This is a genomic window from Ensifer sp. B1-9 (genome assembly GCF_050474445.1).
Taxonomy (GTDB): Bacteria; Pseudomonadota; Alphaproteobacteria; order Rhizobiales; family Rhizobiaceae; genus Ensifer.
Genome location: NZ_JBCHVG010000003.1, coordinates 1 through 20,367 on the forward strand (window position 1 = coordinate 1; position 20,367 = coordinate 20,367).

The 20,367-nt window shown below is 59.1% G+C and carries 20 protein-coding genes and 1 pseudogene; 13 read left to right on the forward strand and 8 right to left on the reverse strand.

Annotation, left to right across the window (positions count from 1 at the left end):
* From ACQ5BM_RS05740 to ACQ5BM_RS05760, 5 genes and pseudogenes are all read right to left on the reverse strand, one after another.
* Positions 1-301 (reverse strand): annotated as a pseudogene (locus ACQ5BM_RS05740) (esterase); the annotation flags it as partial.
* A gap of 91 nt (positions 302-392) precedes the next feature.
* Positions 393-605, reverse strand: coding sequence for a hypothetical protein (locus tag ACQ5BM_RS05745; RefSeq protein WP_429808963.1), 213 nt, complete (start codon positions 603-605; stop codon positions 393-395).
* Positions 602-1,393, reverse strand: a complete 792-nt coding sequence (locus ACQ5BM_RS05750) for a DUF2092 domain-containing protein (protein ID WP_429808966.1) — start codon at positions 1,391-1,393, stop codon at positions 602-604. The genes ACQ5BM_RS05745 and ACQ5BM_RS05750 overlap by 4 nt, the downstream gene beginning before the upstream one ends.
* A 136-nt stretch (positions 1,394-1,529) precedes the next feature.
* The gene (locus ACQ5BM_RS05755) at positions 1,530-3,344 is read right to left on the reverse strand and encodes an adenylate cyclase (protein ID WP_429808969.1); all 1,815 of its coding nucleotides are present in this window, start codon (positions 3,342-3,344) and stop codon (positions 1,530-1,532) included.
* A gap of 442 nt (positions 3,345-3,786) precedes the next feature.
* The gene (locus tag ACQ5BM_RS05760) at positions 3,787-4,125 is read right to left on the reverse strand and encodes a DUF2147 domain-containing protein (RefSeq protein WP_429808972.1); all 339 of its coding nucleotides are present in this window, start codon (positions 4,123-4,125) and stop codon (positions 3,787-3,789) included.
* Between the two features lie 418 nt (positions 4,126-4,543).
* On the opposite strand from ACQ5BM_RS05760, the gene ACQ5BM_RS05765 reads away from it, so the two are divergent.
* The 5 genes from ACQ5BM_RS05765 to ACQ5BM_RS05785 all read left to right on the forward strand — a co-directional run bounded on the left by ACQ5BM_RS05765 (position 4,544) and on the right by ACQ5BM_RS05785 (position 8,754).
* Positions 4,544-4,969, forward strand: coding sequence for a hypothetical protein (locus ACQ5BM_RS05765; protein WP_429808975.1), 426 nt, complete (start codon positions 4,544-4,546; stop codon positions 4,967-4,969).
* A 27-nt stretch (positions 4,970-4,996) separates the two neighbouring features.
* Positions 4,997-5,566 (forward strand): OmpA family protein, encoded by a 570-nt coding sequence (locus ACQ5BM_RS05770; protein WP_429808978.1) that lies wholly within the window; start codon positions 4,997-4,999, stop codon positions 5,564-5,566.
* A gap of 108 nt (positions 5,567-5,674) precedes the next feature.
* The gene (locus tag ACQ5BM_RS05775; protein ID WP_429808981.1) at positions 5,675-7,117 is read left to right on the forward strand and encodes a DUF1254 domain-containing protein; all 1,443 of its coding nucleotides are present in this window, start codon (positions 5,675-5,677) and stop codon (positions 7,115-7,117) included.
* Positions 7,118-7,337: 220 nt separating this feature from the next.
* Positions 7,338-7,784 (forward strand): hypothetical protein, encoded by a 447-nt coding sequence (locus ACQ5BM_RS05780; protein WP_429808984.1) that lies wholly within the window; start codon positions 7,338-7,340, stop codon positions 7,782-7,784.
* Positions 7,785-7,788: 4 nt separating this feature from the next.
* Positions 7,789-8,754, forward strand: coding sequence for a polysaccharide lyase (locus tag ACQ5BM_RS05785; RefSeq protein WP_429808987.1), 966 nt, complete (start codon positions 7,789-7,791; stop codon positions 8,752-8,754).
* A gap of 231 nt (positions 8,755-8,985) precedes the next feature.
* Here ACQ5BM_RS05785 and ACQ5BM_RS05790 read toward each other — a convergent pair whose 3' ends face one another.
* From ACQ5BM_RS05790 to ACQ5BM_RS05800, 3 genes are all read right to left on the reverse strand, one after another.
* Positions 8,986-9,873: an NAD(P)-dependent oxidoreductase gene (locus ACQ5BM_RS05790; RefSeq protein WP_429808990.1), complete on the reverse strand. Its 888-nt coding sequence runs from the start codon at positions 9,871-9,873 to the stop codon at positions 8,986-8,988.
* Between the two features lie 130 nt (positions 9,874-10,003).
* Positions 10,004-10,561: a DNA-3-methyladenine glycosylase gene (locus ACQ5BM_RS05795; protein ID WP_429808993.1), complete on the reverse strand. Its 558-nt coding sequence runs from the start codon at positions 10,559-10,561 to the stop codon at positions 10,004-10,006.
* 211 nt (positions 10,562-10,772) lie between these two features.
* Complete coding sequence (locus tag ACQ5BM_RS05800; protein WP_429808996.1) at positions 10,773-11,654, reverse strand: LysR family transcriptional regulator; 882 nt, start codon at positions 11,652-11,654, stop codon at positions 10,773-10,775.
* Positions 11,655-11,834: 180 nt separating this feature from the next.
* Between ACQ5BM_RS05800 and ACQ5BM_RS05805 the strand changes: the two genes are divergently transcribed.
* From ACQ5BM_RS05805 to ACQ5BM_RS05840, 8 genes are all read left to right on the forward strand, one after another.
* The gene (locus ACQ5BM_RS05805; protein WP_429808999.1) at positions 11,835-12,824 is read left to right on the forward strand and encodes a hydroxyacid dehydrogenase; all 990 of its coding nucleotides are present in this window, start codon (positions 11,835-11,837) and stop codon (positions 12,822-12,824) included.
* 47 nt (positions 12,825-12,871) lie between these two features.
* Positions 12,872-13,555: an RraA family protein gene (locus ACQ5BM_RS05810; protein ID WP_429809002.1), complete on the forward strand. Its 684-nt coding sequence runs from the start codon at positions 12,872-12,874 to the stop codon at positions 13,553-13,555.
* Positions 13,556-13,715: 160 nt separating this feature from the next.
* Entirely contained in the window at positions 13,716-14,672 is a 957-nt protein-coding gene (locus ACQ5BM_RS05815; protein WP_429809005.1) for a tripartite tricarboxylate transporter substrate binding protein, read from the forward strand.
* Entirely contained in the window at positions 14,672-15,136 is a 465-nt protein-coding gene (locus ACQ5BM_RS05820; RefSeq protein ID WP_429809008.1) for a tripartite tricarboxylate transporter TctB family protein, read from the forward strand. The genes ACQ5BM_RS05815 and ACQ5BM_RS05820 overlap by 1 nt, the downstream gene beginning before the upstream one ends.
* A gap of 10 nt (positions 15,137-15,146) precedes the next feature.
* On the forward strand, positions 15,147-16,655 hold the full coding sequence (locus tag ACQ5BM_RS05825; protein ID WP_429809011.1) for a tripartite tricarboxylate transporter permease: 1,509 nt from the start codon (positions 15,147-15,149) through the stop codon (positions 16,653-16,655).
* A gap of 75 nt (positions 16,656-16,730) precedes the next feature.
* Positions 16,731-17,711 (forward strand): D-2-hydroxyacid dehydrogenase, encoded by a 981-nt coding sequence (locus ACQ5BM_RS05830; protein ID WP_429809014.1) that lies wholly within the window; start codon positions 16,731-16,733, stop codon positions 17,709-17,711.
* Between the two features lie 4 nt (positions 17,712-17,715).
* The gene (locus ACQ5BM_RS05835; protein ID WP_429809017.1) at positions 17,716-18,975 is read left to right on the forward strand and encodes a glycerate kinase type-2 family protein; all 1,260 of its coding nucleotides are present in this window, start codon (positions 17,716-17,718) and stop codon (positions 18,973-18,975) included.
* 2 nt (positions 18,976-18,977) lie between these two features.
* Positions 18,978-20,147: an alpha-hydroxy acid oxidase gene (locus tag ACQ5BM_RS05840; RefSeq protein ID WP_429809020.1), complete on the forward strand. Its 1,170-nt coding sequence runs from the start codon at positions 18,978-18,980 to the stop codon at positions 20,145-20,147.
* Positions 20,148-20,367: the final 220 nt, after the last annotated feature.

Genomic DNA, 20,367 nt, shown 5'->3' on the forward strand with positions numbered 1-20,367 from the left:
TCAGTTCGTCCGCCTTCAGGGTCGCAAAGTCGGTGGCGGGGTTAGGGGGTAGCTTCTTTGGCCAAGCCACGTCACCCACCTTGCGCACAGCGGGGATGGATACTGTGATGTCGGCGAACGTTGGCGCGCGCGCCCTTTCGCCCGAGAACATTTCTCCGGGCACTTGCGAGCGATCACGCGTTGTCGTGATCAACATGTCCACCCGGCTTGCGTCGGCTTGCGTCTCGGCGACCGGCGTCAATACACCCTTCGGGTGGCCGCCGCATCCGGAAATGGTCACCACCGTCAGGAAAAGGATCATCCCTCGCAGACGACGCAAGTAAGAACCAAGGCACGCTTCGTGAGTGGGTGGATCGATCAAAAAGCTTCCAACTTTCACCAGATACCGGCCCCTAGCAGTAATAGACGCCAACGCCGCAGCGCCGCACGGTTCGTCGAGCGACCCCCGCGACGCTGACCGGCGTCAACGGGCGACCGACACGAGCCTCGGCGGGCTTTAAAGGACGGTAGAGCCCAAAAGTCGCCAGCTGCTCAGCGGCATCGATCGCAGGAAGCCACAAAGCGGCAACAAGCAGGACAGTCCTCAGTCGCGCGTGCGCGGTCATTTCTTGTCTCCCATCCTCAGGTGATCGGGTAGCTCGTCTGTGTCAGCAAGATCCTTGAGGTCGACCCTCTTGGCGTCGGTCTTGTTGATGAAACTATAGTCTTCCGCCGCGACATCGACGCCCGTCTTCCAGTCCCTGATCTGGATACTGTATTGCGGAGCTTGATCGACCTGGCTGGCGGTAATCACGTAACGGCAGGGACGCGGGTTTTCGCCCTGCGCAATCCAGATCTGCCAGTCGACGTCTTTCGCCCGGAACGCGAGGTGGTCACATTCAACGCCACCGATCACGCCACTGCCGAGATCCTTTATGTCGGTTACGCCTTCCATCAGCTTGTTGTAGGCGTCGGGCAGGAGCAGGTCCGCACCGGGAACCGGTCTACCGAGCTTGTCGCGCATCTCGTCGATCAGATGCTCTACCGTGCCGGGGAGTTCTATCTGGGCATAAAGGTTGCTCTCCTTGCCGACGAGGGTTACCGATTTGCCGTCGAAAACCATCTCGATATCTGCAAAGCCGCCAAACCGCGTGACGCGCAGCTTGTCTGGTCGCCCCACCTCGACCTTCCCGGAGCTCGCCAGCAGTAGCTTCTGATGATCTGCTGTGACGATTTCCAGGTTTGAGTCGTAGCCAAAGGAAATCGCCTTTTGCGAAGCGACGTAGTCTGACATCGCCTTAAGGAGGTTCTTGGCGTCAACTTCTGCCGCCACGGCCTGTGTTTGCAGCATCAGTCCCGACATTAACGCGAACGCAGCGCTTGAAACGGTGGTTTTCCTATTCCAGTGAAACATCTGCCTATGCCTCTCGATGTGGCCTGCGTCAGGGGCCTGCCATTGGCAAACCGTAATCGTCAGAGAGACGGAACACCCGTAACGTCTGGTAGGCTCTGTGCGGGCAGACCGTAGGCTCTGTCTGCCATCATAACCTTCAGGGGAGTTTCGACGCAGTGGAGGCCGATACTGACGCCTCGACTTCCTCTACGCTCGGCACAGGAAGGCCCGCTTTGCGAAGCGACGAAATCATCCGTAGATTGTCGCGTGGCTGGATGTTGCGCTTCCTGTGTTCCTCCATGATGTTGGGAATGTAATCCGGGCGCATTTTCATGAAGATTTCGCCCTCGCGCCTCGCATCGTCCAGGAAGCCGGCCTCCGCGTAGATTGCGGCTGCGACCAGATGAAACATCGGGAACGTCTGCAATTTTGTTGTCCGGATCAGGCTCACAGCTTTGTCATTGTCATTCAGCATGTAGGCGGCAAGCGCTCTCGCTCCGTGATAAAAACTTGCGCCGCCGGGATTAAGCGCAAGCGCGCGGTCAAGGAGATCTGCGCCGCGTTGCCACTGGCCGCAGATTGCCAGCCGCGTTCCGAACTCGCCCAACAGTTCGGTGTCGTTCGGGTTTATTGCCAGAGCCTCCTCGCCAACTTGAAGCGCCTCGGCGAGTTGTTGGTTGAAAAACAGTGCAATCATTAAAGATTGAAGCGCCCGGGTATTTCCAGGTTCGAGTTCAACCGCTCGGCGGGCGGAGCGCAACGCTCGCTCGAGCGGCGTCGGTTGGCCGGGCGTGAGGTTGAAGCGGAAGCGGTCCTCATCGATATAAACGATGGACGACATTGCCCAAGCGGTCGCATACGTTGGGTAACGCGCTACGACGCTTTCGAGACACTCTCGAGCGGCTAGGTGCGTTTGTTGGCTCAGCTCAGAACGGTACGCGTAGAAGCGGAGCGTGCAGTCGTACACGCCGAGATCATCGGGGGGCGGGCTTGCCATGGCGGCCTGAGCGATGATTCCGTATGGCTGGGCAATAGCTGTCGCGACCTTGCTCGCGACGTCGGATTGAATGACGAAAAGTTCCCGGCTGGACAAGTCATCGTTGTAGGTTTGCGACCAGAGGATAGCACCGTCGGATGTGTCCAACAGACGTGCCGTCACCCGGACCTTGGAGCCCGACACCCTGACACCGCCTGCAAGCAGATAGCGAGCGCCGAGACCGCCACGAATTTCAGACGCCTCAACATTGGGGGGAAGTGACTTCGACGTCTCGCGACCGAAGACCATGATCTCCTTGAATCGCGGCAACGCGGTGAGCAATTCCTCAGTGAGGCCGCTTGTGTAAAGATCGGCCTGCGGGTCGTCTCCCAGATTGGCAAAAGGTGCGATCACCAGCGTCGGCTCGTATGCCGATTTCGTGGCGCCGCGCCAGGTCGTGGCCTTGTCTATATGTTCGCTTGCCGAGTAAATCAGCGCGGCCAGCCCAAAAGCGCCAACAGGGCCAAGGATCGGCCACAAATTCCTTCGCCTCGTTTGGCGGTTCTCATCGCCATCGGTCTCGGCGGGAGCAGATGTCGCCGCGGTAGGTATCGGATGATTCCAGGCGAACGAAGGTGCATAGCGTCCTTTTGGAATATCTATCCTGATTGGATCGTGCCGTCCCGCCACAAGATAGTAGCGCTCGAGCGACCGCCTCAGCCGCCCGGCTTCGATACGGACGACGGGGTCGTCCTGGGTAAAGTTTTCGCTACGCTTGAACACTTCGACCGCGATAGTGTAGCCCTTCAGGCGCTGCGCGCGTCCGGCAAGGGCCTCCTCGACGACGAAAGTAAGGAAAGCAGGGCCGCGGCCTCCCTGCGGAAACTCTGGGCTGGATGTGATGCGCGCGAGCTGGTCCCGGATATCTGCTGGGTTTGGCGCAGATCCTGGCGGTTCTTCCGCGTCCTTTGATCCCTTTGCCACAAAGGTGTCCATCGATCGCCCCCACTACGCAAATGCAACAATTACAGATTTAGTTAGCGCCCTTTCTGTAACCTATGCTGCAAAAAAGTGTGCTCGTCCAGAAAGCACACCGGACCAACACAGCGATTTTGATGCTGCGGTGAAGTTCCCGTGTCCGAGCATCGGGCGCACGAAAAGGCCAACCGATCCGGTTCAAAACGGATTCTCATGAAAAACTTGAAGGAGTATCGCGATTGAGCGCGTGAATGGTGAAGCCTCGCGCGGACGTGCGGGGGCTGTCACGGCAGGTAGAGACGGCGTCTCTGGGCGCTGCGGCGCTCGGATGCGGCTCATAGAGCGCATCCATAGCCATGTTCATGCGCTGTGGGCGGGTGATCGACAGTTTTTTGCGATTATCTCGTGGCGGGCGACGTCTTGTCGGAGATTCTTTTTTGGGCGCGAGGAAATCCCGCTTTCAAATCCGCGGCCAGGTCTGAGACTCGCATACGACCCTCAGGACGCACCCCTTCAACTTCAGTGCATTACCTGAAACGGAAAGGGAGCCATCATAAGTCTTGTTCGCCTCGGGATCCGTGATCTTTCCCGAATAGTTTCCATCCTTGCCATGGAACGTACCAATCTGCTTGCCTGCGTGCTTCCCGGATTTCAGGGTTATGCAGTAGCCTTCAGCGCAAGGTGCGATGGCAGCAGTGTCGCCCAGTTCAGTCTTCCAGTTGCCGACGATGAGATCGTCTGCGTGGGCGGCACTTGCAGTCACCGTCAATGCAGCCGCCATGGCGAAGATGCGCTTCATAAATCGCTCCTGTGAGATGTTGCTTCTCGAAATCTACGCCTGTTCTCGCTCGTGCGCCTGTAGCCACTGGTAGGTTCTTAGTATCGGACGCCGTATGTCGGCGCTACCGAGGTGACTCTCTGGGGATATTTCCGCACGCAATTGGAAGCTGCACTTGGTGCGCAGGCGTGTTTCTCGATTTCTGCGGTGATGCCGGCGCATCGATTCAGTGCAGCCGTCTAGAGTGCGAAGAGCGTCCGATACGGCAACTCGATCGCGCTCGCCATGGTGGCAGAACAGCGATGCAGCCGTAATGAGGGTGTTGGATACTGTAAGCTACTTTTCTTTTGGCCGTCGCATTGAGCATGTCAGGGCTAGCTAATGCCTGGCCAGTCGGCTGGGGCAGTCGAGTTCAACGCTGTTTTCGATCGGATATGCCATGGCGAACAGACTTGGAGTTTTCGGAGGAACGATCCTTCTTGCGGTTATTGCCCTTACCACCATCGGTCGGGCGGAAACCATCAGCTATGCCGACGCGGTGAGCATGCTCGCCAACGATTGTGGCGCGGATATCCGGAAATACTGCAAGGGGCTCAATCTCGGCGGCGGCCGAATTCAGGCCTGTCTCGAGCAGAACGAGGGCAAAGTCTCCCCGGCCTGTACCGTGACACTGGCGAACGTGATCACGTCGATAAGTCAACGTCAGGCAGCGCAGTCGTCCTTTGCGACGATTTGTAAGCATGACATCGCCCAGTACTGCAAGAGCGTCAAAGGCGAGGGCAATGTTCTCTCCTGTCTGAACAAGGCGACGCGCGTGAACGAAGGGCAATGCGGCCAGGCCATCATCGACGCCGGATGGCGTTGAGGCTTCTTGAGGACGAAAGGCAAGACGATGAAGAGAATCCAACTTGGCGCGTTGCTGACGATCGGGCTCACGATGTTCGCTGGCGAAGTAGCATCGCAGGAAATCAGTGACACGCAACTTATCCGTACGCTTGGCAGACTGGAAAGTACCGCGCCTGCGATCGACGTTGCGCTTCTTGTAGAAGAGGCATCGGCAAGTGCCGGCAAAGGTGTCGCCAACCTTCCGAACTGGCAGAAACTCTCCAAGTTGTCGCAACTGATCGTAGATATCGAATTCGAAAACGACTCCGTCGCCATCGAGCCAAAATCTTACCGTACGGTCGGCCTGATCGCCGATGCGTTGCATCATCCCAACCTGCGGCGCTACAAATTTCTCGTCGTCGGTCACACGAGTTCGACGGGAGACGCGCAACACAATCTCGAACTTAGCGCGCAGCGCGCCAACGCCATAACCGAGGCGCTTTCGACCACGTTTGCGATCGCACCAGACCGCTTGTATTCGATCGGTGTGGGCGAGGAGTGGCCGCTGGATGCAGCCGACTCGAAAGCGGCGGAAAACCGGCGGGTCCAATTGATTAATCTCGGTCTCGCCAAATAGCCCAATTCTTGCCTCGGTTGTCATTCTGCGGTCGTGGATTGAGGCGTTAGAAGTCTATGTCCGCGTTTTGCATACATTTCGTCATGAATCGTTTTTTCGGAGGATAAAATGGATATTACGCGCCGTGAGCTGACGGTGGCTGGTCTAGGGCTGATGGCCGCCGGATCTATGGGGTCGACGTCGAACGCCAACGACGGGCTGGTGGCAAATTTGCCGGAGGGTCTCGACGAATTCGCACTTGCGGTCGAAGCGTATATTTACGCTTATCCGCTTGTGACGATGGAGGTAACTCGGCGTGTAATCACCAACGTAGCCGAGTCGAAGGGCACCCGCGGCCCGATGGGGCATGTCATCAAGCTGCGGCAGTATCCGGACGCTAAGTTCCGCGATGTGACCGCGCCGAATGCCGACACACTATACACGACCGCATTCTTCGACGTGGGTGACGAGCCCTGGGTGATCAGCCTACCGGATCTGAAGGATCGTTATGCGCTGTTCCCCATGTTGGATGGTTGGACGACGGTGTTCGACGTTCCAGGAAAGCGGACGACCGGTACAGGTGCGCAGACCTTCGTGGTGACCGGTCCCGGTTGGGAAGGTACGCTGCCGGATGGACTGAAGCAATACAAGTCGCCGACAAGCATCGTCTGGTTGCTCGGTCGTATCTATTGCACCGGCACACCAGAGGATTATGCAGAAGTCCATAAGCTGCAGGATGAGGTCAAGCTTTACCCCTTGAGTGCCTGGGGGAAAGACTGGACGGCACCCGAAGGCAAGGTCGACCCGGCGATCGACATGAAGACTGCCGTGCGCGAGCAAGTCAACAGCATGAACGCCGTCGAATACTTCACTCTATTCGCCGAGCTCCTGAAAAGAAATCCGCCGACTGATGCGGACGCACCGATGGTCGCTAAGCTCGCCGAGCTGGGGATCGTTCCCGGTAAGGACTTTGACAAAAGCAAATTCGATCCCGCATTTGTGAAGCGTGTCCCCCAGGCCGGCTTCGCCCGCATCATGATGCATTTCAAGTTCAGCGACGGCGACGTTCAGGACATCGACGGCTGGGGCTTCACAACCAAGACCGGCGTCTACGGAACCAACTACCTGCAGCGTGCTTTGGTCACCGCGATCGGTCTTGGGGCAAACCGGCCACAGGACGCGATCTACCCAACGTCGACGAAGTCCGGCGGGGGTCTGATCAAGCGGGCCTACAATGGCTCCGAGAAGTATGTGCTGACATTCAAGAAAGGTTTGACGCCGCCGGTTGGGGGCTTCTGGTCACTGACCATGTATGATGCGCAGTACTTCTTTGTCGACAACCCGCTGAACCGTTATTCGATCAGTGCAAGGGAGCCGCTCAAGGCCAACCCGGACGGCTCGATCGACCTGTTGATCCAGCATGAATCTCCCGGAGCGGACATGGAATCAAACTGGCTGCCCGCGCCTGAGGGGAAATTTATCCTGATGATGCGCCTCTATTGGCCCAATGAGGCCAATCCTTCCATCATCGACGGCACGTGGACGATCCCGCCGGTGAGAAATGTGAGCTGAAATAGCGCTCCGGGGAACAGGGACAGGTTCGGCCCGTCTCGTTCCCCGGCGGCACACCGCCCACGACAAGTTTGGCATTTAGGTGCAAGGCGCTTCGCCAGTCCGGTTTGCCGGTGACGCTCTTCGACTGACGCCTCGGATCGAATTGAGGAGGGTGCTGTTTGAGCGGTTGGAAAGGCCCCAATCGGATTATCTGGATTCATGCGAGGGTAGCCTCCGTATGACCGATGCAGAGTTCGTCGCGCACATTCGTCAGACGTATGCCGGACTCTTCGATCCGAGGACGAGCCAGGAGGCGTGGCGTCATTTCCTGACCACAAACGCCGGTTGGAACGCACTGATTGAAGAGTATTTGCAGCGCGTCGAAGAGTTCGTGATCCAACACGGTCTGCTATCCATGGTCTACGTTCGGCAAATAGAAGAAAAATGGGGCGGTCTCCGCTGCTATCTGACGCCAGCGAACGGCTATCGCTTGTCGGCAGAAAAGGCCGCCGCCCTTGGCGTGATCTACCACGAGATCGCCAGCCGATCTTACCACACCTGCGACGTCTGCGGAGGTGTCGGTCGATTGATGTCAAACAACGGCCGTTACCTAACTCGGTGCGACGACCACATCGCTGATCTCAAGCTCGCGATGGACAGTCGCAGGATAGCAAGCGGGTGCTAAGACCATGGAGGAGAGGGGGCTGGACACCGTTGGTGAAGAATCTGATGAGGTCGGCGGCGCGACGCCACTGTCCTGGGAAGCCAACCTTTTTGACGGCTTCGAGGGCGACAGCTTCTCGCCCAGGGGTGGGCTCTATTATCGTGACAATGCCGAGCAACGGGCGGGTTCCGTTGAGTTTCAGAGCGACGTAACCTACGGCAGTGAGGGCGCGTTAAAGCTAAGCGTCCGGCCACTCTGGCAGGGCGAGGAAGATCGAAGTGAGCGGGCGGAGGTGTGGGAACGCACTAGCCTCCGGGTCCCTTTTGACAAGGCTGTCTGGTACGGCTTTTCGGTCAGGTTTGCCGATCCCATTCCGCAGGCTGACCATCGTCATTTGATCGCACAGTGGAAGCGTGAGATCGGTCCCGAGGCAAGGGGGGACTACAGCCCTTTCCTCGCGCTTCGTCTTGTGCGTGGTCGGCTCTTTGCGACGGTCGAAACCACATTTCCGGTGATCCCTGGGCCCGTTCTCTCGTCGACCCGGACATCTGGTCTCACGCCTGTTTGGCTTCGGCCGGGAAAGCGGCAGATGCGCGCGTTGGTTGCCACGGACCCTGACTGGAGGCCAGCGGACGGGCACTTATTCACGGCCTATACGGATCGCATCACGGTCGTCAACAGGGGGAATTCACTGCCATCGCCGGATAGCGGATGGATCGACTTTGCAGTTATGACGCGACCCGGACCGGACGGCACAGGGCATATTGAACTCTTCGCCAACGACCGCTGGGTCGTCACGGTCCGTGGCCATATCGGACATGACGAACACGGGCTCGGTTCGCGGCAGTACTTTAAGTTCGGCCCCTACCGGTCGGCAGCCCAGAGCGAATGGACGCTCTACTTCGACAATTTTCGCCGCTCCAAACGCGGTGAAGATGTTCTCGGTTCGGCCGGACTTGCGGCACTGCGGGCAGACCAGATTATCGCCTGATTTCGGGAAGTTTCTGCTCCGCGACGATGGTCAAACGTACGCATAATCCACGCGACGGAAAGAAGCACGTATCGTCCGCTAACGGAGATTGGGGACGTACGGTGAACCGGAACTGATCGGCCTACAAAAATCGGAGCCCTTGGTCCTTGTTGACGACGTGAATGGCTGGCGCGCATAGACCCTTCGATGTCATGCTCGACGTCGGAGAAAGCCGCCGTTAACAGCTGCCTCTCACTTGATGCCGTTCGCCTCGGCGACGAAATCCGATAGCATCGGCACGTAATCCTCGCCGCGACCAGCTGCGACCGCCTGGGCGAAGGAATTCCTGACTGCGGCCCCGATCGGGTTCGCGACGCCGCTCGCATTGGCGAAGCCGGCGAGATAGCTCATGTCCTTGAAGCCGTTGCGGATTGCGAACTTGTGGGCGTTCGGGTCACGCTCCAGCACCCAGCGGAAGAACGTCTGATAGAAGGGGCAATCCATGCGGCCCCCTCGAATGACGCTGTCGAAGACTTCCGGGGTGAGCCCCGCCTTGCGTCCGAGCATCAGCGCCTCGGAATAGAGCGCCGCATAGCCCATCGAGAGAAAGTTGTTGAGCAGCTTCATCGTGTGGCCGGTGCCGGTTGGGCCTGTGTGGACGATTCTGCCGGCGAAGCATTCGAGCAAGGGCCAGACACGGCGCACGTCCTCGTCCGCGCCGCCGACCATCACATCGAGCGTACCGGCGGCGGCGTCCGCCGGGGTACGGCTGAGCGGCGCATCGATGAGGGTAATAGCCTTGCCGGCGAGGTTCGCAGCGAGTTTTGTGGTGACGGAGGGATCGGAGGTCGAACAATCGACGATGGTGAGCGGCTTGCCGGCGGAAGCGATGCCGTCCGGGCCTTCAATCACCGAGAGGACTTCTGGCGAGCCGGTTACGCAAAGGATGATGATGTCGCAACGCTCGGCCATATCGCGCGGTGTTGCTGCCTCCGTCGCGCCCTCGGCGACCAGCGCGTCGACCGGCACGCGATTGCGATGCGCCATCACGCAAAGCGGCAAACCCTTCTTCAGGATATTCGCCGCCATGCCCTGACCCATCAGCCCGAGCCCGATGAAGCCCACATTTGATTTCGTCATTTGGTCGCCTCCACTGATTGGCTATCGAGATCACGATGAATCTGGGTCGGGCCCGAGAGCCATTGAACGCGATCGATTCCGACAAGTCGAGCCTCGGGATCAGGCTAAAAACGGCGCAGACGTTTCCGCGCTAGAATTTACGGCTGATGAAGGGCGAGTTGGCGAGCCCGAAACGCCACGGGTGTTCCACCGCCTTTGTAATTCCCACACGGATACCGCTGGAGATCGGCGGACGCTGAGCCGGTAGGTGGAGGTGAAACGGCTCCTGCCAGAGCGGCAGGCCATCCTGCGCTCTATTGATCGCCAGCGCCTGGCCGAGGCGTCCCGGCCCGGAGCACAAGAGCCTGTCCTTACGAACACCCCTCCGCGCTTGCATCGCCTCGATGCCCCACTTCGGCTCGATCGCGCGGATCAAGACGGCGCTGCCGGGCAAGCAAACGAAGTTGAGGCACCAATGGAGGCCATAGGAGAGATAAACATAGGTGTGCGCTGGCGGACCGAACATCGCTCGATTTCGGTCGGTGGCGCCGGCGAAGCTGTGCGACGCGGCGTCATTGGGCAGGTATGCCTCGGTCTCGACAATAATGCCGCCGACGCCGGACACTGCGAATTCGGCGCCGATCAGGTCCGCTGCCACCTCGAAAGCGGGGCGCGCGAAAAACCTGACATCCCAACTCAATCGATGCACCGCAGGGTCGTAGCCTCCATCTTTGCATGATGATCTACTGGATGATTCCTTGGATAGGAACCGATTTAGGGATCAGGCGGCAGTTCACAGTGCCACGTCACCACGCTGTCGACCGGCTGGGAACTGAACGCGACGCGCCGGCGAACTTCGATATAAGATCGGCGACCCAACCTATTAGCTGAACATCCCCGTCGCGCTCAAAGACCTACTGTCAACGAGCAAGCCCGTACTTTCCGCTGAAACTGACCAAATGCTGATGCAGCCGATCGATTACCGCCGCCCGAGGGCTGGCCCGCCGCTCAATAAGGCCGATCTGGCGAGAGATCGGCGGATCGCCAAAGGGCACCGCAACCATCTCCCCAGACGCTTCTTTCAAAGCGCTCCAGGGGGCGATTGATGCTCCGAGCCCATTTACCACGCAGGCGACTACCGCTGTGATGGTGTCGATCTCGGCAATGACGTTTGTGACGATCCCGCGTCTGGCGACCTCGGTTTCGATAATGTTGGCCAAGCGAAACCGGCTGATGAACTTCACGTAAGGAAGCTCCGAGAGCATCTCCGCTGCAGGCATAGGAGGCGTTCCCTTCGGGGCGATCGCGAAGAGAGGCTCCTGGATGAAGGGGCTCCAGCGCAATGTCGATGGAACGCCCGAATATTCGGCCACCATCGCTGAATCGAGGCGTCCGGTAACGACATCGTTGAGCAGCTCGTCGGTATTGGCAACGTGCAGTTTGATCTTCAAATCGGGGAAATCGTTCTTAAGTGCAATGATCGCCTTCGGCAGGAGAGAAAGTGCGCTTGAACGCACGGAGCCGATGGTAAATGTGCCGCTGACCGACTTTCCGGAAATAGCGTCAACGACATCATCGGCAGCGCGCACAAGACCTTGTGCGGCCTCTAGCATCTGAAGTCCTTGGCTGTTCAGTGTGATCGGCCGCGTGGAACGATCGAATAACTCTGCTCGCACTTCAGATTCTAGTGACTGGATCTGCTGGCTCACAGCAGACGGCGTGAGCCCGACTGCGTCGGCGGCCTTCGCGAACGTGCCGTGTTCTGCAATCGCGATGAACGTTTTCAGCTGACGAATATCCAACGGTCACCTGTTGAATTAAGTTTTGCTGTTTATCTTTGACAGATTTATTCGCTTTTTTCAAGAAAAGCTTATGTTAACGTCATGGGTAAGAGGTGCCCACGGGAGTTCGGGCACGAGGGAGGATCTGGCAGAAAGCACCGTTAGTGCTCCGCGTCCTCGCCATTGCCAATCGAGGTACGCATGCCAAGCCAAAACATTCTCGTCACCGGTCCAGCGATCAATGAGCGGGCAGTGAAGCTCGCCGAAGAACGCGGCTACAGCCTGGTCTACGTACCGCCCTATACGAGCGAAGAAGACCTCGTGGGTATCGTGTCGAGAGCGGATCCGGTGGGTGTTATTGTGCGGATGGGCCGCTTCGGCGCCTCGGCGATTGCTGCTGCCCCCTCGCTGCGCGTGATTTCCAAACATGGGGTAGGGGTGGACAACATAGATCTCGATGCGGCCTCCCGTCGCGAAATTCCGGTTGTCGTCGCGACCGGTGCGAACGCTCTTTCCGTCGCGGAACACGCCATCGCCCTGCTGCTTACTACGGTTAAGGGGATTTTGCCGCTGGATAGTGGGCTACGAGCGGGAAAGTGGGAGAAGCCAGGTTTCTCCGGCAAAGAGCTTTCGGGCATGACCATGGGGCTCATCGGCTTCGGGGCGATCGCCCGCCATACGGCGATGCTCGCGAAAACATTCGGTATCCGCATCAGCGCATACGATCCGTTCACGGACGATGCCACCTTCGCAGAGGCCGGCGTCACCCGAGCGCGCACGGTTGAGGAGATCCTCGCAGGTTCGGATATTGTCAGCCTGCACTGCCCACTCACGCCCGAGACGCGAAATCTCCTCGACGACAAGGGTCTCGCTCGGATGAAGCCGGGGTCCTATGTGATCAACACCGCGCGTGGTGGCCTCATCGATGAGGACGCGCTGCTGCGCGCAATTGCCAGCGGCCACATCGCGGGCGCGGGCCTCGATACCTTCCAGACCGAGCCACCTTCACCCGACCACCCGTTCTGGCAGGAACGGAAGATCGTCGTGACGCCCCACATCGGCGGGGTCACGAAAGAGGCGAATGTCCGTGTCGGCGTCGACGCGATCGAGGGAGTGCTCGCCATCGTAGAAGGGCGTGGACTTGGCCGCGAGAGGATCGTGAACTTCCGGACCCTGGCGGCCTCGGCCTGACAATCGCTCACATTCAACATTGTCACTACCAAATTCAGGAGAACACGTTGACCATAGGATTCAGAGTTCGCAGCCGTCCTCGGACCGTCGAGCAACAGTGGGTCGAGAAGTTCCGTGAACTGCCGGTTGCCAATGTCAGCGACAGCATGCACCGCATGCATGCGGCTGGCGCGCAACTTCGACCGATGCACCGTTCCGGTAAACTTGCCGGCCGCGCCCTCACGGTCAAGGCGCCGCCAGGCGACAACCTCATGCTTCACAAGGCGATGGATATGGCCGCCGAAGGTGACGTGATCGTCATGGATGCAGGAGGCGATGTTACTCACGCGCTAATGGGCGAAATGATGCTCGACTATGCCCGCCGCCGAGGCGTGGTCGGTTTTGTATTGAACGGAGCCATTCGTGACGCTGACGCGTTTCTTGAGATGAACGTTCCGTCGTTCGCCGTTGGCGTGACCCATCGGGGTCCGTACAAGAACGGCCCTGGCGAAATCAATTGCCCCATCGCCATCGGCGGAATGGTGATCATGCCGGGCGATCTGGTTCTGGGTGATGCAGACGGGGTCGTCGTGGTTCCGATCGATGACGTCGCTGAGGTCTACGAGCGCACCGTAGCCAAGCACGCGGCTGAGAACAAGCAGATGGAGAACATCAAGGCGGGGACGCACAAGCCGACATGGTTCAACGATGCGCTCGCGAAAGCTGGCTGCGAACTGCCGGCAGAGGGCTGACCGCTCAGCCTTGGGTAAACCAGCCGGGTACCTCACGAGGAGGTGAGTTTACCGGCCACGTCAAAGTCTCGGCCTACGCACCGGATGGCTCCGGGTGGGGCCGAGCGAACCTTCGAAGCGCTGCGGCGCTCTAAAGTACTGTCATCAATGGGAGGATACCATGAAGCACTTGATCCGAAACACCGCGCTGGCAACGACCCTACTCCTTGGCGCAGGCGCTGCTCATGCCGAATGGCCGACGGACCGGCCGATCGAATTTATCGTTGCCTTTGCACCAGGCGGTGGCACGGACGTTATGAACCGCACACTCGCTCCCTTTGTCGAGAAGGAGCTCGGTGCAAAGATCACCATCCTGAACCGGCCGGGTGCTTCGGGCGAAATCGCCTACACGGCGATGACTGAAGCCCGCCCAGACGGTTATACAGCCTCTTCGCTGAACACTCCCGGTTATCTGACCATGCAGATGGACCGCAAGGTCCGTTTCGACCCCAAGAAGATCTGCCCCGTCGCCCGCATCGTCGAAGATCCGGGCTCGTTCATCGTGCAAGCCAACTCCGAGTTCAATTCGCTCAAAGACCTGGTTGCCTACGCCAAGGCAAACCCCGGGGCGGTAACCGTCGGTACGACCGGACTTGGTACCGACGAGCATCTGGCGATGCTTCAGCTTGAGAAAGCTGCCGGTATCGACCTCACCGCCGTAACCTTCAATGGGGCCAACGAGGCACGCACCGCACTGCTTGGTGGTCATGTGATGACAATCGGCATCAACGTCGGCGAGTTTGTCGGAAGCGACCACTCGGCATTCAAGAACCTTGGCCAGTTCGCGGAGCAGCGCGCCGTAATCGCCCCGGATCTGCCGACGGCGAAGGAACAGGGCTTCGAAGTGCTGATGAGCTCCGAACGCGGCATTGCAATGGGTTGCGACGTTCCAGCGGAGATCCGTACAAAGTTCTCTGAAGCCGTTCGCAAGGCACTCGACAATCCCGAGTTCCAGGCGAAGGCCAAGCAGCAGTCACTCGCGTTGTCCTACCTGTCCACTGAGGATTGGAACAAGGAAATGCCGGTGAGGGCAGAACGCCTCGGCGCGATTTGGAAATTGGCCAAGGAACAGAACTGATGTCGAACTCGCGCAAGGTGGGTGGAACTGGGGACCGCCCAGATTTCCTCACGGCAGCACTTTTGGTGGGTTTCGGAGCGCTCGGCCTTTGGGCCGGGCGCGACCTGACCCTCGGTACAGCGTCCGCAATGGGTCCCGGCTACCTTCCGCGGATTGTCTGTTGGCTTTTGATCGCCGTCGGTGTCGCTGTCGGTGGCCTTGGTGCCTTCCGGGAATACGCGGAGATCTCCAAGCCGAAGCTCTGGCCAGTGGCAATCATACTGGCATCAGTGGTCGGCTTTGCCTTTATCGCCGAATTCTTTGGTTTCGTGGCCGCTTCAGTCTGGCTGCTTCTCGTTGGAAGCGTTGCCGATCACGACTCCAAGCTCCGCGAGGTGCTCATCCTCACCGCTGGGCTGACTGCCTTCGGCGCCTTGGTCTTCATCGTCGGGTTGGGCGTGCAGATGCCAATCTGGCCGTTTTGAGGCTTAGAATATGGAATTCCTTGACCTCCTCGTATTGGGCTTCAGCGAAGCGCTGACGCCGACCAATCTTGGTTTCTGCCTATTAGGCGCACTGCTCGGAACCCTTATCGGCGTGCTGCCCGGTATCGGTCCAACCGCAACGATTGCGGTACTCCTGCCGATCACGTTTTACCTGCCGCCCTTGGCCGGTATCATCATGCTCGCCGGCATCTACTACGGCGCGCAATATGGTGGGTCCACGACAGCAATCCTGGTCAACTTGCCGGGCGAAGCATCCTCAGTGGTCACCGCGATCGATGGCTACAAGATGGCGCAGAACGGGCGAGCGGGGTCGGCATTGGCCGTCGCAGCGCTCGGTTCCTTTTTCGCTGGGACGGTTGCCACGTTTGGCATTGCGATTGCCGGGCCGACACTTTCCTCTTTTGCCCTGTCATTCGGGCCGGCGGAATACGTCTCGCTCATGCTGTTCGGCTTGCTCGCGGCGACAGTGCTCGCCCGTGGGTCGGTGCTCAAGGCGATCGGGATGATCCTCCTTGGCCTGCTGCTCGGCATGGTCGGCATCGACGCCAGTTCGGGCGAGGAGCGCCTGACGTTCGGCGCGGTCGAATTGTTCGATGGCATCGATTTCGTGGTGATAGCAATTGGCCTGTTCGGCTTTGCCGAGATCATCGAAAACCTCGAGAACCACGAGGCGCGCGGCGTGCTCGTCAGCAAGCTGAGCCGGCTCTGGCCGACACGGGACGATTTCCGCCGCGCTTGGCCGGCCGTCCTGCGTGGCACTGGCGTCGGGACCTTCCTAGGCGTGCTGCCGGGGGGAGGAGCAACGCTTGCTTCCTTCTGTGCCTACTCCGTCGAGAAGAAAGTCTCCAAGAATCCGCAAGAATTCGGCAATGGTGCCGTTGAAGGTGTCGCTGGCCCTGAGGCCGCCAACAACGCCGGTGCACAATCATCATTCATTCCGTTGCTCACTTTGGGTATCCCCTCGAACAACATGATGGCGATGATGTTGAGTGCCTTCATCATCCACGGAATTACCCCAGGCCCGACGGTGCTTGCGACCCAGCCCGAAATTTTCTGGGGCCTCGTCGCGAGCATGTGGGTCGGCAACCTGATGCTCGTCGTCATCAACCTGCCGCTCATCGGCGTCTGGGTGAAGTTGCTGACAGTTCCTTACCGCCTGCTCTATCCGGCGATTCTGCTCTTCTGCTGCGTCGGCGTATATAGCATCAACAATCGCATCTTCGACGTTGTTCTCGCCGCAGGGTTCGGTCTGTTGGGGTACGCTTTCCGTAAGGCAAGATGTGAAGCTGGACCGCTGCTCCTCGGCTTCGTACTGGGCCCGCTACTCGAGACGAACATCCGCCGTGCGATGACCATCTCTCACGGTGATCCGAGCGTATTCTACGAACGACCGATCAGCCTGGCATTGCTTATCGCCACCGTGGGCATGTTCGTGCTGATGGTGTTGCCATCCTTCCGTCGGACACGCGAGGAAGCGTTCCAGGACGAAGAAGCCTGACCCCTCGTTCCATTGTTGAACCTCATGACGGTCGCTCAATGCGGCCGTCTTCCACCTCAACCGGGCTGAATTCGCATGTCCAAGTTCCCGCAGAAACCTGCTCGCATTGTGTTGCTCGATCGTCATACGCTCCCTGCCGACATTACATTTCGTGCATTTTCGTTTCCTCACGAACTTGTCCAGTTCGATCACACAAGGCCGGAGGAAGTTGCTGACCGCATTCGCGATGCAGACGTCGTCATCACCAACAAGGTTCCAGTTCGAGATGCCGCGATTGCGGGAGCTCCAAATCTGCGCTTCGTGGCAGTCGCGGCAACCGGTACAGATGTCGTAGACGTTCGGGCCTGTGCCGAGCGCGGCATCGCCGTGTCGAATATCCGCAACTACGCGGTCAATACGGTTCCGGAGCATACCTTCGCCCTGATCCTGGCGCTCCGCCGGAGCCTGGTGGCCTATCGGGACTCGGTGCGTGCCGGTCGGTGGCAGGAATCCGGTCAGTTCTGCTACTTCGACTATCCAATTCGTGATCTGTCGGGCGCGACGTTGGGGATCATCGGCGATGGTGTGCTGGGCCGTTCCGTCGCCGATCTCGGCCGCGCGTTCGGCATGAAGGTGCTGTTCGCCGACTATAAGGGGACGAAGGGGATGGGGCCGCTTTACACCCCGTTCGAAGATGTTTTGCGGATGAGCGACATCATCACATTGCATTCTCCGCTGATGCTTTCGACCCGCAACATGATTTCCACCGCAGAGTTCACGCTCATGGCGCAGCGGCCGCTGCTGATTAACACGGCCCGGGGCGGCTTGGTCGATGAGGCGGCTCTTGAGGTGGCCCTTCGCAAAGGACTGATCAGCGGCGCCGGGTTTGATGTCGTCACCTCCGAGCCGCCAGAACGCAGTCACGCTCTTATGCGCCTCCTCGATTTGCCGAATTTCATCCTGACGCCGCATGTCGCGTGGGCAAGTCGCGAAGCCGTTCAGACGCTTGTCGATCAATTGATCGAAAACGTGGAAGCGTTTGAACAGGGTCAACCCGTCAACCTTGTGGCGGCCTAGCGCGATGAACCCGAGGCAGGACCAAAAGGCATTTCTGACCAGTCTCTTCTCGGCTGCGGTTAGCGCCGCCAATCCCTACGATGCCATCAAGGCGAACCTGCCTTGCGGACGGACCATCGTCGTGGGCGCCGGAAAAGCGTCTGTTCAGATGGCTCAAGCCTTTGAAAAGCTTTGGGATGGCCCTCTTGAGGGGCTGGTCGTGACGAAACGGGGAGGGGGTGCTCGGTGTGATCGGATTGAGGTTATTGAGGCGAGCCACCCGGTCCCTGATGCTTCCAGTCTGCATGCGGCCCAGCGTCTGATGGAAGTCGTCACCGGGTTGGCAGAAGATGACCTTGTGGTTGCGCTGATTTCCGGGGGAGGCTCAGCGTTGCTTGCAGCGCCGCAACCCGGCCTGACGCTCGACGATGAGATTGCAGTCGGTGAGGCGCTCCTCGCGTCGGGCGCGCCGATCTCCGCTATGAATGTCGTACGAACCCAACTCTCCAGGATCAAGGGAGGGCGTCTTGCCATCGCGGCCCATCCTGCGAAGATCCTGACGCTGATCGTGTCGGATGTGCCAGGCGACATTGCCGGTTTGGTGGCTAGTGGGCCGACGGTTCCAAGCTCCAGGAGCCATGCCGATGCACTCGACATTGTCGAGCGATATCGAATTCAGTTACCGCGACGCGTCATCGAGTTTCTTTCCGCACCGGTTGAACGCCGGCTTGATCCGGATCATCAATGCTTTTCCCGAAACGACGTGCGCGTCATTGCCTCGGCGGCCAAATCGTTGGAAGCTGCGGCAGAGATGTCCCAGTGTCTGGGCGTTCCGGCGGTCATCCTTGGCGATGCCATGGAAGGGGAGGCAAGCGAAATCGCCAAGGTCCACGCTGCAATTGCAAGAGAAGTCCTCAACAAAGATCGGCCTTTCAAGGGGCCGGTGGTCCTCTTGTCGGGCGGCGAAAGTACCGTGACGCTGCGAAGTGACGGCAAAGGTGGCCGAAACCCCGAATTCCTCCTTTCGCTTGCAATAGACATCGCCGACTGCGATGGGATTTTCGCCTTGGCTGCCGATACGGACGGGATCGACGGGTCGGAAGACAATGCCGGGGCTTTTGCGGATGCCTCATCTGTGGCGCGATTGAAAGCGTTGGACCAGGACGCGAAAGCGCTGCTCGCCAAGAACGATGCCTGGACAGCGTTCAACGCCGTGGATGACCTGTTCCTCACCGGGCCGACGGGAACAAATGTGAACGATTTTCGCGCAATCCTGGTGGTCTAGAGATGGGCGATGGTCTTCAGCGGTACCTCTGCCTGGATGATTTCGAGAAAATGGCCAGGCGGCGACTGCCGCGGCCATTGTTCGGATACATCTCTGGCGCAAGCGAAACCAACGCGTCGCTGCGCTACAATGCACAGGACTTCGATGGGTATGCTTTTCGGCCCCGTGTGCTTCGAGACGTCTCCAGGCGCAGCACCCAAACTACGTTGCTTGGCGAAACATATGACGCGCCGTTCGGGATCGCGCCAATGGGCATCAGTGCGTTGATGGCCTACCGCGGCGACGTCGTGCTGGCCCAGGCGGCCAGGAAGCGTCGAATTCCCATGATCATGAGTGGTTCGTCGCTGATAAGGCTCGAAGAAGTCGCCGCCGCCGCCCCGGAATCTTGGTTCCAGGCATATCTGCCGGGAGAACCGGATCGAATTGACGCGCTCGTCGACCGGGTACTACGCGCCGGTTTTCAGACGCTGGTACTCACGGTCGACACGGCTACTCTGGCCAATCGCGAGAACAATGTACGCGCCGGCTTCTCGACTCCATTGCGCCCGAACCTGCGTTTGGCGTGGCAAGGCATCACCCATCCCCGATGGACGATTGGTACGTTTTTACGCACTCTGGCCGTGCATGGCGTTCCGCATTTTGAGAACTCCTACGCAGACCGTGGCGCGCCGATCATTTCATCGAACATCATGCGTGATTTCGGGAGGAGGGATCACCTCAATTGGGTCCATCTCGAGCGCATCAGAGGACGCTGGCCGGGAAAGCTCGTCGTCAAAGGGGTTCTCCATCCGGATGACGCGTTGCGGGTTCACGACGTTGGTGCGGATGGGCTGATTGTGTCAAACCACGGGGGCCGCCAACTCGACGGCACCATGTCGCCGTTAAGTGCGCTTCCTGAGATCGTTGCGCGCGTCGGCCATAAAACCGCTGTCATGGTCGACGGAGGTTTTCGGCGGGGCACCGATGTAATCAAGGCACTCGCCTTGGGCGCACGCTTCGTTTTCATCGGGCGCCCCTTCATCTACGCTGCGGTAGCCGCCGGCGGTCCAGGTGTCCTCAGAGCCCTCGATATTCTGAAATCCGAAATTCATCAGAATATGGCACTTCTCGGAGCCGTATCGCTCGGCGACATCGATCTCAGCTATGTCGTTCGCCGTGGCGGCATCAAATAGGGTTGTGTCTGGTTCGAGCAGCCGGTCGTCTTGTTGATAACGGGCGCTGCGGTTCGATCCCGGTCAAGGCCAGGGGTAAGGATCGACATCCCGGACTGGTGGCATGTTGTTGACTCCGATCGCCTCAATTGGGTGGAACTTTGCCGTCGGAAAGATCAAAGAGGGCCGGGAGCGACAATTGCCGATCGAATGCTCTAACGTCGCGTTTGGAGCCGGGTGT

Excerpts from the sequence above, each read along its gene's own strand:
- ACQ5BM_RS05745 (WP_429808963.1), bottom strand. The coding sequence starts at position 605 with ATGACCGCGCACGCGCGACTGAGGACTGTCCTGCTTGTTGCCGCTTTG.
- ACQ5BM_RS05750 (WP_429808966.1), bottom strand. The coding sequence starts at position 1,393 with ATGTTTCACTGGAATAGGAAAACCACCGTTTCAAGCGCTGCGTTCGCG.
- ACQ5BM_RS05755 (WP_429808969.1), bottom strand. The coding sequence starts at position 3,344 with ATGGACACCTTTGTGGCAAAGGGATCAAAGGACGCGGAAGAACCGCCA.
- ACQ5BM_RS05760 (WP_429808972.1), bottom strand. The coding sequence starts at position 4,125 with ATGAAGCGCATCTTCGCCATGGCGGCTGCATTGACGGTGACTGCAAGT.
- ACQ5BM_RS05765 (WP_429808975.1), top strand. The coding sequence starts at position 4,544 with ATGGCGAACAGACTTGGAGTTTTCGGAGGAACGATCCTTCTTGCGGTT.
- ACQ5BM_RS05770 (WP_429808978.1), top strand. The coding sequence starts at position 4,997 with ATGAAGAGAATCCAACTTGGCGCGTTGCTGACGATCGGGCTCACGATG.
- ACQ5BM_RS05775 (WP_429808981.1), top strand. The coding sequence starts at position 5,675 with ATGGATATTACGCGCCGTGAGCTGACGGTGGCTGGTCTAGGGCTGATG.
- ACQ5BM_RS05780 (WP_429808984.1), top strand. The coding sequence starts at position 7,338 with ATGACCGATGCAGAGTTCGTCGCGCACATTCGTCAGACGTATGCCGGA.
- ACQ5BM_RS05785 (WP_429808987.1), top strand. The coding sequence starts at position 7,789 with ATGGAGGAGAGGGGGCTGGACACCGTTGGTGAAGAATCTGATGAGGTC.
- ACQ5BM_RS05790 (WP_429808990.1), bottom strand. The coding sequence starts at position 9,873 with ATGACGAAATCAAATGTGGGCTTCATCGGGCTCGGGCTGATGGGTCAG.
- ACQ5BM_RS05805 (WP_429808999.1), top strand. The coding sequence starts at position 11,835 with ATGCCAAGCCAAAACATTCTCGTCACCGGTCCAGCGATCAATGAGCGG.
- ACQ5BM_RS05815 (WP_429809005.1), top strand. The coding sequence starts at position 13,716 with ATGAAGCACTTGATCCGAAACACCGCGCTGGCAACGACCCTACTCCTT.
- ACQ5BM_RS05820 (WP_429809008.1), top strand. The coding sequence starts at position 14,672 with ATGTCGAACTCGCGCAAGGTGGGTGGAACTGGGGACCGCCCAGATTTC.
- ACQ5BM_RS05825 (WP_429809011.1), top strand. The coding sequence starts at position 15,147 with ATGGAATTCCTTGACCTCCTCGTATTGGGCTTCAGCGAAGCGCTGACG.
- ACQ5BM_RS05830 (WP_429809014.1), top strand. The coding sequence starts at position 16,731 with ATGTCCAAGTTCCCGCAGAAACCTGCTCGCATTGTGTTGCTCGATCGT.
- ACQ5BM_RS05835 (WP_429809017.1), top strand. The coding sequence starts at position 17,716 with ATGAACCCGAGGCAGGACCAAAAGGCATTTCTGACCAGTCTCTTCTCG.
- ACQ5BM_RS05840 (WP_429809020.1), top strand. The coding sequence starts at position 18,978 with ATGGGCGATGGTCTTCAGCGGTACCTCTGCCTGGATGATTTCGAGAAA.